This window comes from Flexithrix dorotheae DSM 6795 (assembly GCF_000379765.1).
In the GTDB taxonomy this organism is placed as follows: Bacteria; Bacteroidota; Bacteroidia; order Cytophagales; family Flammeovirgaceae; genus Flexithrix; species Flexithrix dorotheae.
The window spans coordinates 75,785-87,339 of the sequence record NZ_KB903435.1 but is presented as its reverse complement, the minus strand read 5'-3'; the positions used below and the strand labels follow the sequence as shown (position 1 = coordinate 87,339).

Genomic DNA, 11,555 nt, shown 5'->3' with positions numbered 1-11,555 from the left:
AAATTAAAAAAAGAACTTCTACTTACACTTCTACCTTTTACTTTTTTCCTGATGTTCTGGGCAATCAACCCTAAGCTCAAAACTCAAAAGAGGCTTGTTCAATAACTCGCAATAATGTCCTTCCTTTTGCCGATAATGTCCACAGGAAAAACACATTCGCTGAATTTGGATAACCCCTGAACGATGAAGTTGATCTATAAACTGAAGTAATTGTACCAGAAAATCTGTTTTTTGTTTGGGGCTGTTTCCACTTAAAGCTTTGGAAAAACCATTCGCAAACAAAGCTGATTTTTTAGCCACTTCCCTACCCTGTGCTGTCAATTGAATGGTATAACTTCTTGAATCTTCCGGATCTGTAGATTTATCAATTAATGCTTTTTTATCCAGAATTTTTACAGCATCGCTTATAGTGGCTTTGGTCATATTAAATTCCTTGGCCAGATAAGTCACTTTACATTTATCCTGCCCATGAAAAGCCATAAAAATCAACAATTGGATTTGGATGGGGCTTAATCCCGTATCTTTTGATTCATTCCAGAGATTCACCCGAAAAGCTTCAGAAATTCTCTCCAGCGCCACAATGATTTTACTATCCAGATTCCCCAATTGCTGTTCCGGATTGAATACGCTTTCTTTCATTTTTGTTTTTTTTCTATAAGGTAAAACAAAAATACCTCACAAAGTTAGTAATCCTAACAATGTGAGGTAAAATTTTTTCGGATTTAAAACAACTCTACTTCAGATCTGCTATACCTGCTCCATAGTTAATGTGCAACACATGCCCGTTATCCAAAACCAAGGCTGGCACTGATTTTACCCCCGCATTTTCTGCTTCAGGTAATCTTGATTTCACCTCTCCTAAATGTACTACTTCTACTTCTACCTTGTCAGTAATTAAGTTCAACATTTCCTGTTCTGCACTGACACAAACCGGACATCCCGCATGATAAAAAACTGCTTTTTTCATTTTATAAATTTTTTGGTTTGAAAATAATTAATGACACAATATTAGTTAGGAATCCTAACTAAAGCAAATAAATTTTTTAATTTCATGAAAACAATCTTTATTCAAGACCAAAGATCTTCACAATCAGCAAGAAAAAAATCTCCAACTACACGATAAGCACCAACTTTTGCTAGTTTTGCAGTGACTGAAAAGGATCCAGTCAGGGTTGAATATAATTTCCTAATAAACTTTAAAATCAATCTCCATTTTTTATATAATTTTCAGAAATGCATTAATATCACGCGATTTTAAAAAAATAAACAGAAGATCATTTAATCTTTTGTAACAATAAACTAATTCTCAATCATATTCGCCAGAAAAAATATTCTGGTACACTTACCAATACTATCCAGATGAAAGTAAAAAAAGCCGTAATTACAGCAGCAGGAAGAGGGGAAAGACTTTATCCGGTTGCTGATACCGTCCAAAAAGCCATGTTGCCGGTTGTAGATATCGATGGACTTCACAAACCTGTTTTGCAAATTATTGCTGAAGAAGCCATAAATGCCGGAGTAGAAGAAATTTGTGTAGTCTGTGCCCCCGGGGATGAAAAACGCTATTTGGAAAATTTTAAAAACCTGAGAGAAAATCTGCTCCATACCTATTCAGGAATAGAATGGGCACAAAGAGAAGCAGAAAAAATTCAGGATTTGCTGGGCAGGTTACAGTTTTCGGTTCAAAAAAAATCCAAAGGCTACGGGCATGCCGTAAATTGCGCCAAAGATTTCGTAAATGGAGAACCATTTTTATTGCTATTGGGAGATTACCTGTATGTTTCTCACCAAGCCGGAAAAAGTTGTGCCAGGCAATTGATTGATCTGGCTATTCAGGAAAATTGCTCTGTTTCCGCAGTGAACCCTACCAAAGAATTTTTAGTGGGTAAATATGGAACTCTAACCGGAAAGCACTTTGGGACCACTTCGGGGATTTATGAAATTGAAAAAATAATTGAGAAGCCTTCTTTAAGTGTGGCTGAGCTTGAATTACAAACCCCTGGATTAAGAACCGGATACTATTTGTGTTTCTTTGGCATGCATGTATTTCAGCCTGTCATTTTCGATATTCTGGAAAAACATCTGGAAGAAAAGAATTACCCCTTACTGCTTACTCCTGCACTTCAGGAATTGGCCGATAATGACAAATATCTGGCACAGGAAGTAAAAGGAAACCGATACGATATTGGGAAAAAATTTGGCTTGCTGGCAGCTCAGGTCGCTTTGGGTCTTGCCGGGCAGGAAAAAGACGAAGTACTTACCCAACTCGTAGAATTATTGGCTGAAACCAAAAAACAATAATTTTCCTACGATTAAGTACACTCTAAATTATTAAAAAAATTTTCCAATTTATTCAGTGTCTCCATTCATAGCATGAGTAATAAATTCATAGCAACAATTACAAGTCCGGATCCGGAAATTAGAAACCAGTCATTTTTCGATTTATGTAAAAATGATTCTGTAAAATCTCTGGCAAATGATCTTGATGAACTTGAAAAATTCAGAAAATCTACAGAAAACCTCTATGAGCGTGTAAGAGCCTGTTTGTTTTTATATGCCGGTTACAGATTTGTGCTCGCAGATTCTGCAGAAATAAAACAGGTAGGGAAAATTCCTTATGATGGTTTTGAATGCCTGCTTACCAGAAAATTTGAACAGGCCATTATCATTTTCAGAAATCAATTAAAAAATGAAGGATTGAATGCCACCATCCTGAGTGGTTTGGCTAATTCCTATCATCAACTGTCTTTTCAGATTCTGGCTGACCAGGTAAGGAAAAGTGTACGGTCCAGTAAAGGAAACCAATGGATGTTTCGCGTAGGAAATAAAGATGAGCATCCAATCAAAATTCATCCGAGGATGATGACCCGGGAAAACGGGAATGTGCTCTATCCTATTCTAATGGAAAAAACTTCTGTAAGGATGGACCTTAGTCATAGCGGCTGGTCGGATATTTTCTTTTTAGGAATGGATTATCCTGAGGGCGCAAGAGTTTGTAATGTATCCATAGATTTGGGCGTTTACAAACGGGATAAAGATATTAAGCCCCCTATTGAATCTTATTTGAGGGTAATTCCCGAACCCGTAATCCGGGTTACCAGTCTCGATTTAAATGCAACCAAAGACATTTCCGACTTAAGTGATTTATTCAACTTTGGAAATGACTACTTGAGTTTACTTAAAGCGGGAATTATTGCTTCTGGTGTAATTCCTCCTTCGTTTGAAGGTACTAACCAAAGTCTGGAGAATATTCTTGGAGAAATTGTGGGCCAGGGAATGGGTTTTGAACTCGTAACCAAAGTAAATGACATCCCAAAAGGCTCCAGGTTTGCAGTTTCTACCAATTTACTGGCTTCCATGATTAGCGTATTGATGCGGGCCACTAACCAGACCAAATCCCTGGAAGGGCCATTGGAAGAAAATGAAAGAAGACTTGCGGCTTCCAGAGCAATATTGGGAGAATGGGTTGGTGGTTCTGGTGGTGGCTGGCAGGATTCAGGAGGAATTTGGCCGGGTATAAAAGCCATAGAAGGCACTTTTGCCAAAGAAGGTGATCCCGAATATGGCATCAGCAGAGGGTGTTTATTACCCAGGCACCGTATTTTAAAAGATGGAGAACTACATCCGGAAATGGATGAAAGGCTCGCCAATTCTCTTGTATTAATGCATGGAGGAATGGCTTCGAATGTTGGGCCTATTTTGGAGATGGTAACGGAAAAATACCTGCTGCGCTCTTCCAAAGAATGGGTAGCCAGGCAAAATACCAATGCCATATTTGATGATATTCTCGCAGCATTAAAAGCTGGAGACATCAGTAAACTGGCAGCAAGCACCCAGAAAAATTGGGATAATCCTATTAAAACTATCATCCCCTGGGCCTCAACTCATTTCACCGAAGTGATTATAAAGAAAGCAATAAAGCGATTTAATGAGGACTACCTCGGTTTCTTAATGCTTGGCGGTATGTCCGGAGGAGGAATGGGCATGTTTGTAAATCCTGAGAAATATACCGAAAGGAAAGATGGTGTGCTGGATATTTTGATGGAAACAAAGGAAGAGTTGAAAGATTCCATGCCATTCGCTATGGAACCTGTAGTTTATAATTTTAAAATTAATAAGGCAGGTACTTCAGCCAATTTACTGAACGGTGAAAAAGCTTTAATGCCCAATGCTTATTATAACCTGCAGCTTTCTACTTTATCTACTAAAAATCCTGAGGAAATTCCTTATTCCAGAAGAGCAGAAATGGATTTTTATACTGTGGTTTGTGAAAAGAATGAAGAAGCCTATCCCCTTCTCCGAACTATGGTAAGTAGCCTATTCAGGGTAGTGGATTCTGCTAATCAGGAAAATAAATTATTGGAAAATGAAAAAGCCAGAAAAGTTAAGGAGGAAAATGGTTTTGATTATATTCAGCATGAACAAATAAGAGATGATTTAAGAAAAGGAAGGATTGGACTTTCCAGAAACAGACTCCCTGTGCAAACTTCTATCGAAGATGTGGAAAAAGGAGATGTGGTATTTCTGGATAAATTATCCAAACATCAGAAAGAAGGGGAAAATGCGCTTAAAAAAGGAGAAGCCGGAATTTTCTCTCTTGCCGCAGGAGTAGGTAGTCGATGGACAAAAGGAGCCGGGGTAATTAAAGCACTCAATCAGTTTATTGAAATAAACGGCCAACACCGAAGCTTTCTTGAAATACATTTGGGCAAAACCAGGAAAGTAGCCCAAAAATATAAGGCGAACATTCCCCACATTATAGCCACGAGTTATTTAACCCAAAATGCCATTGCAAACCAATTGGAACTGTCTAATAATTTTGGTTATGATGGACCGGTCTATCTATCAGCCGGAAGATCAATTGGACAACGGTTTATTCCAATGGAGAGAGATTTAAGGTTTCTGTGGGAAGAAACTCCGCAGGAAACACTTGATGAAAATAAGCAAAAGGTTAGAGATGCGGTTCGAAAAACCCTGATTGGGTGGGCCAAAGAGAAAGGCGAAGGTTCAGATTATGAAGATAACCTGGCAAGTCAGCGATTTAGCCCATTAGGTCACTGGTACGAAATTTCTAATATGTTGCGGAACGGCACTTTGGGGAAAGTACTAGAGGAAAATTCTAATTTACAAACCCTTATGCTGCACAATATTGATACTCTTGGAGCAGATTTAAATCCGGATGCACTTGGCCACCACCTTGCTTCAGGAAATATCCTGACATTTGAAGTAGTTCCCCGAAGAATTGAAGACAGAGGCGGAGGATTGGCAAAAGTGAATGGCAAAACCAGATTACTGGAAGGATTGGCACAGCCCAGAGAGGAGGATGAATTAAACCTGAGTTATTATAATTCGATGACTACCTGGATTCAGATCGATCCGCTTCTGGCACTTTTCGGATTGAAAAGAAAAGACCTGAGTGGAAAACAGGAGAAACTTGATGAGGCGGTAAGAAAAATGGCTCAGCGAATGCCTACTTATGTTACGATTAAGGACGTAAAATTCCGCTGGGGACATGGGCAGGAAGACATTTATCCTGTTGCTCAAATAGAAAAATTATGGAGTGATATGTCTGCTTTATCTGATGTACCTTGCGGCTATGTGGTGGTTCCAAGATTCAGAGGTCAACAGATGAAAGATCCGGCACAATTGGATGAGTGGGTAAATGATGGCAGTAAGGCTTATATTGAAAATTTATGCAAAATAGACTAATGTCTCATTGCACCTTTTTATAGATTGATTTGTTAATCCTTTCATCAGAATGAACTAATTTTGAATTGAAAAAATTAAAACTCCGAACCAATTGATAGGGGATTTCTCATTTAAAAAAGACCTTTAACTGTAAAAATTAAACATATGAAAAGTCGTTTTATATCCATCTCGGTATTCGCGTCAATTTTTGCCCTAATTGCATTAACCAATTGTGGGCAAAAGGATCATCAAAACCATGCATCACACGATGAAGGAGCTGCTCATGACCATGAAAAAGTGGAAGAAGCAAAGCTTAGCCTGGATATAGATGCCTCAGATTATAATCTGGAATTGGAAGGTACCCCGGGAATGCTCGAAACTTATTATTTCCTAAAAGATGCCCTTGTAGCAACAGATGCAGACATTGCTAAAAAAGCAGCTAAACTGCTGGCAGAAAAATCTGAAGGAGAAATTAAATCAGCTGCAGAGAAAATTATTTCGTCTGAAGATGTGGAAACACAAAGAGCTGAATTTGAAAACATCTCAAAAGAGTTATTTGAAAAGGTAAAAAACGAAGGAGAAAATTCTGAAGAGGTTTACCAGCAATATTGCCCAATGGCATTTGACAATAAAGGAGCCTTTTGGTTAAGCAAGAAGGAAGAAGTAAAAAATCCATATTTTGGTGATAAAATGCTAAACTGTGGTTATGTGAAGGAAACCCTTGCTGCTAATTAGATCTTTCATACATTTTTGATAAGGAAAGGGAAGTATTCATTAGAATTACTTCCCTTTTCTCTATTAATTTATCTAAGTTATTAACTTTATATAAATTATATGCGAGGTTTTTATGGTGTAACTTTCTGGTTATAAGCTTTTTAAGATCAAATTAAAATCAGACTAGCACCAACTTTCTACACAACCAACACCCACCTTTTGCACAACCAACACCCACCTGGTGTTCGACTGACACCCACTTTCTGCAAGATAAACACCAATTATTGATTGCACGACCAGCACCAACCTTTATTTGCTATTCTCCTGCTTTACTTCACAACTAACACCAACCTTTTATAATGAACTCCTGCACAACCAACACCCACCAGTCTGGAATCCCTCCTGCACAACCAGCACCAACCATTTTGTAGTTAGATAGAAGCTCAAACTGCATGACTAACACCCACCAAATTGATTACCATTTGTGAGTTTCTGCATAACCAACACCCACCTTTTGCTGAATGGTATTTTCTGCACGATTAACACCAACCTATAACATTTGATTAATTTGTACTGCACAACCAGCACCAACGGGAATTGTGATTAATATTTATTGTACTGCATAACTAACACCAACTATAAAATTGATAATGAAATCTGAAATCTATTTTTCCTTCACAACTTCCTGATTTAGAGAATTGAAACAAAAAGAAAATGGCCTCTTACCTTAATATGGGAGGTAGGATAACGTTTACTATTGTTAAATACATTTGAGTAATAAATCCACTTTAACTTCTTTGGGTATTTGGTAGGTGTGGAAAACAGAAAGAAGGGGATTAACTAAACAACAAACTAATGAACTTTCAAGCAGCTCTAAAGAGGTTTTCGCCTTTTATCATTATTCTATTTGCTTTTAGTCAACCATCAATAGCTCAGGATATTGTTTTTTCGGAACTTGCCAAAGTAAATGACTTTTCCGGAGCCACATTCGACTTTTTTGGTTGGTCGGGAGATATTGAAGGGGATCTGATGGTAGTGGGTTCTCCAGGAGATCAGAATTCGGGGAATAACAAAGCAGGCTCTGTCTTTATATTTCAAAATTTTTCAGGCACCTGGGGACAAGTTAAAAAATTAACTGCCCCCACCCCATCTCTAAATGGACAGTTTGGTTACGCGGTAGGAATTTCCGGTAATCTAATTGTTGTTGGAGAGTATGGTTTTGGGGGAGCAAAAGGTCAGGCACACATCTTTGGTAAAGACGTTGGAGGTGCTGATAACTGGGGATGGATTGTTACAATACAGGCAGCAGATGGTGTGGCAGGAGATTGGTTTGGTGCAAAAGCTGACATTGCTAATGGATTAGTGGCCATTGGAGCACCGGGAAATGGTAATCCTTCGAATACTGGTGGGGCTGTTTATATTTTTGGCCAGGATGAAGGAGGAGCGGATAATTGGGGATTGATTAAAAAAGTAGTTCCTACTGGTTTGGCTCAGGATGATGAGTTTGGTGTGGCAGTACAATTAGGGGGTGATCAATTGCTGGTTGGTGCCGGAAAACAGGAAAATGGTACAACTGATTCTGGTGGTGTTTATTTATTCTCAAAAAATCAAGGGGGGGCAAACAATTGGGGTTTAGTAAAAAAAATTCTACCTGATGATCCTTCAAATGCAGCATTTTTCGGAAATTCTGTGGCCATTTCCGATACTTTAATTGCGGTGGGGGCTCCTCAATATAGCAATCCATCTACAAAAAACGGTGCCGTATATTTATTTTCCCAAAATACCGGAGGAGCTGGTAATTGGGGACAACTCAAAAAATTAGTAGATAGCAGCCCAGGTGATGATGCGCTTTTTGGACAATCAGTGGCTATTTCTGGAAACCTGGTAATTGGAGGGGCTTATGGAAAAAGCAGCAGCACAGGAGAAGTTTTAGGATTTACTAAATATGCAGGCGGACTAAATGGATTTGAATTGGTGAGCAGAGTAGAAGCTGGAGATAAAGCTATCAATGAGCAATTTGGTTATACCCTGGCTGTTTCGGGTGCATCTGTTATGATTACTTCAAATCAGGATAATGGTGGTAAAGGAGCTGCTTATAATTTTTCTTTTCCAACAGCCAGCATCACCAGCCTGAGCAAATTGGATCCCGATCCGACTGAGGAGGGGACAGTGAGATGGCAAATCGTATTTTCTGAAGCCATTACCGGATTAAGTACGGGCAATTTTGAAGTAGAACAAAGCGGGTTATCAGGTAGTCAGAATATTACCTCAGTTACAGGTTCAGGTACCACTTATGAAATTAGTGTGTCCACTGGAACCGGTGTTGGGAGTTTAGCTTTAAAAATGACTGATAATACAAACCTGGATAAAGTGATAGAAAATCTTGTATTTACAGGAGAAAGCTATAATGCCAATATCGTTTTAAATAACGATCCTACAGACATTGCCTTGTCTGGTAATCAGGTTGATGAAGGAGTGGCAGTTGGGGCAGTTGTGGGAAATTTTTCTACTACTGATACGGATGGTAGTGATACCCACACTTACACTTTAATTGCCGGAACCGGGGATACTGATAATGCATCTTTTACAATTGTTGGAACTCAATTACAGACGGCTGAAGTATTTGATTTTTCCACAAAGAATTCATACCAAATTAGGGTAGAGACCAATGACGGAAACGGAGGAACATTTCAAAAAGCTTTTACCATTTCGGTTTCAGAAGTGAATAATATTCCAACCGATATTTCCCTAAGTAAGGATACGATTTCAGAAAATTTGACTTCAGGAACTACTATAGGTACATTTTCAACTTCAGATGCTGATGGTTCTGATTCACATACTTATACTTTAGTAACCGGAACCGGAGATACTGATAATGCTTCCTTTTCCATTTCTGGTACGTCCTTAGTATCTAATGCAGTTTTTGATTATGAAGTCAAATCTTCATATAGCATTCGGGTAAAGACTGCAGATGGAAAAGGTGGGGAATACGAAAAAGCTTTCACCATCAACATTGTTGACCAGGAGGAAACAGTTTTACAGCCTCCTGTAATTGAGGTGTCGGCAAATTTTGAAATTACACTCCCTGAAAATTCCCTGACGATTGATGCTAGCATCTCAGATCCTGATGGTTCCATTTCCACCATTGCCTGGTCACAGATTTCCGGGCCGGAAGCTACTTTAATTAACCCTACGGAGGAGGATTTGTTACTTGAAGGATTATCTGAGGGCGTTTATACCTTTAGGATTGTGGTTACGGATAATGATGGAGAATCAAGTGAAGCCCTGGTTTCTCTTACTGTATTGGCTGTTCAGGTAACAGAGATTAATGCCCCTAATCTGTTTTCTCCCAATGGTGACGGAATTGATGATGTGTGGGTGATAGAGGAGATCGAAAATTACCAAAACTTCAAATTAACCATATTTAATCGATCCGGGCAACGTGTTTTTGAAGCCATGCCCTATAATAATGACTGGAATGCTTCAAATGCTGGTACCGAATTACCAGAAGGTGCCTACTATTATATTTTTAGTTCTGACCAAAAAACATTTACCGGAGGGATAAGGATTGTGAGATAAAAACCAATTAAGTACCAGTACTTTTAATATTGAGCTTTCATCTCAATATCAATCAGTGATGGCAAATTAAATGGTTGTTTTTTCAGTCTAACCACTTACTTATTAGCTATGAAAAAAGGAATTTTTACTTTCATAATATCCATTATCTGGACCATGAGCATTGCTCAGGAAAGACCAGATTTTCAAACTTACCTGACGAATCCTTATTTAATCAATCCTTCATTTGTGGGCAATAGCGGTTATACAGAAGTGGGCATGACTTACAAAAAGCAATGGTCAGGATTTGAAGATGCTCCAATTAGTACTGCTTTCAATCTGATGTTGCCTACTAAAGGGAGCCTCAATTTTGGATTGTTACTGATGAATGACAAGAGTATTTTACTGAGTAATAATAATTTATTATTAACCCTGGGATATAAAGCATCATTTGGTGAAGATCACCATTTTAAGTTTGGAATTTCAGGTGGAATGGGTTCGAGTAAATTTGACCTGGCCAATGTGAGCAACCCAAATGATCCGGCTTTGGCCAATATTGTTGCCAATAATAATTACCTTGATGGAAATGCTGGTGTACATTATAAATATAAGGGTTTCGAGGTGGGCTTTGCCTTACCCAGATTGTTTACTGTAAACCCTGTTGGATCGGATGGTTTTGAACAGGGAGAAATCGGGAATTTGGATGAAAAGGTAATCACAGCAAGTTACCAGTTTGGTTTTAAAGATGGATTGTACACATTTATGCCAGTATTGATGTACAGAATGAATGAACTTTTTAAGGATGAGCTTGAGGTTTCTGGTTTATTGAAAATACAAAAGCTGATATATCTGGGAGGTGGATACAGTCCAGATAAAAGTTTAAGGGCTTTGGCGGGTATTAGTTTAAAGGAAAAACTGGACCTGGTTTATAGCTATGAAAAACCTGTAGGAACTCTTGGAGGAGTGTCCATCAATAGTCATGAAATACAATTGAAGATAAGGTTTGGAGAGAAAAAGTCGAAGGTGGTAGAGCGAAAAGAGCGTAAGGCCAAAGAAGTAGTAGAAAAATCGCCAAAAGAAAAAGAGGAGAAGGAAAATAAAGTGGAAGAAAAGCAAAAGATGACTCCGCCTGTAGAAGAAAAAGAGGGTAAAACTATTGAAATGGAGAATTTAGTGGAGGAGCCAGTTAAGGAAATTGTCCTTCCAACAACAGGAGAAACTAAAAATAAGATTGAGCAATTAACCGAATCTGATCCAAAAGAAAGCTTGTTTAAAATGGGAAAAGGATTTTATGTGGTAGTAGGCTCATTTGAAGAGTTTAGAAATGCCGAAAATTTCAGTGATCAGTTGTTTAAGCTTGGATTCAATTCTAAATATGGTTTTAATTCTGAAAAAGGATTGTATTATGTATTCCTTGATAAACAAGCCGATAAAGCTAGTGCTGATGCCGAAAGGGACCGCTTAAAGGAGACAGGAAAAGTAGGAAAAATTTGGACTATGGAAATAAAATAAAAATTATTCTTACTATTCTATAGAAAAAAATAACAACATATAAAAATATCCTATGATTTCCATAGGATATTTTTTTTACATCTAAG

General features: G+C 38.2%; 7 protein-coding genes. 5 read left to right on the top strand and 2 right to left on the bottom strand.

Annotation, left to right across the window (positions count from 1 at the left end; all coding sequences use genetic code 11):
* Positions 1–30 precede the first annotated feature (30 nt).
* Together A3EM_RS0110145 and A3EM_RS0110140 are read right to left on the bottom strand one after the other, a co-directional pair.
* Positions 31–639, bottom strand: a complete 609-nt coding sequence (locus tag A3EM_RS0110145; protein ID WP_020528093.1) for a MarR family winged helix-turn-helix transcriptional regulator — start codon at positions 637–639, stop codon at positions 31–33.
* 94 nt (positions 640–733) lie between these two features.
* Positions 734–967 carry a thioredoxin domain-containing protein gene (locus A3EM_RS0110140; RefSeq protein WP_020528092.1) on the bottom strand — a complete coding sequence of 78 codons (234 nt, stop codon included), beginning with the start codon at positions 965–967 and terminating at the stop codon, positions 734–736.
* A gap of 392 nt (positions 968–1,359) precedes the next feature.
* Between A3EM_RS0110140 and A3EM_RS0110135 the strand changes: the two genes are divergently transcribed.
* The 5 genes from A3EM_RS0110135 to A3EM_RS0110110 all read left to right on the top strand — a co-directional run bounded on the left by A3EM_RS0110135 (position 1,360) and on the right by A3EM_RS0110110 (position 11,469).
* Positions 1,360–2,301 (top strand): UTP--glucose-1-phosphate uridylyltransferase, encoded by a 942-nt coding sequence (locus A3EM_RS0110135; RefSeq protein ID WP_020528091.1) that lies wholly within the window; start codon positions 1,360–1,362, stop codon positions 2,299–2,301.
* 72 nt (positions 2,302–2,373) lie between these two features.
* Positions 2,374–5,709 (top strand): hypothetical protein, encoded by a 3,336-nt coding sequence (locus A3EM_RS0110130; RefSeq protein ID WP_020528090.1) that lies wholly within the window; start codon positions 2,374–2,376, stop codon positions 5,707–5,709.
* Positions 5,710–5,853: 144 nt separating this feature from the next.
* Positions 5,854–6,423: a DUF3347 domain-containing protein gene (locus A3EM_RS42020; RefSeq protein WP_020528089.1), complete on the top strand. Its 570-nt coding sequence runs from the start codon at positions 5,854–5,856 to the stop codon at positions 6,421–6,423.
* Between the two features lie 834 nt (positions 6,424–7,257).
* Positions 7,258–9,981: a T9SS type B sorting domain-containing protein gene (locus tag A3EM_RS45690; protein WP_020528087.1), complete on the top strand. Its 2,724-nt coding sequence runs from the start codon at positions 7,258–7,260 to the stop codon at positions 9,979–9,981.
* A gap of 108 nt (positions 9,982–10,089) precedes the next feature.
* Positions 10,090–11,469: a PorP/SprF family type IX secretion system membrane protein gene (locus A3EM_RS0110110; protein ID WP_020528086.1), complete on the top strand. Its 1,380-nt coding sequence runs from the start codon at positions 10,090–10,092 to the stop codon at positions 11,467–11,469.
* The last annotated feature ends 86 nt before the right edge of the window (positions 11,470–11,555 follow it).

Coding starts and splice junctions, on each gene's coding strand:
- A3EM_RS0110145 (WP_020528093.1), bottom strand. CDS start 639: ATGAAAGAAAGCGTATTCAATCCGGAACAGCAATTGGGGAATCTGGAT.
- A3EM_RS0110140 (WP_020528092.1), bottom strand. CDS start 967: ATGAAAAAAGCAGTTTTTTATCATGCGGGATGTCCGGTTTGTGTCAGT.
- A3EM_RS0110135 (WP_020528091.1), top strand. CDS start 1,360: ATGAAAGTAAAAAAAGCCGTAATTACAGCAGCAGGAAGAGGGGAAAGA.
- A3EM_RS0110130 (WP_020528090.1), top strand. CDS start 2,374: ATGAGTAATAAATTCATAGCAACAATTACAAGTCCGGATCCGGAAATT.
- A3EM_RS42020 (WP_020528089.1), top strand. CDS start 5,854: ATGAAAAGTCGTTTTATATCCATCTCGGTATTCGCGTCAATTTTTGCC.
- A3EM_RS45690 (WP_020528087.1), top strand. CDS start 7,258: ATGAACTTTCAAGCAGCTCTAAAGAGGTTTTCGCCTTTTATCATTATT.
- A3EM_RS0110110 (WP_020528086.1), top strand. CDS start 10,090: ATGAAAAAAGGAATTTTTACTTTCATAATATCCATTATCTGGACCATG.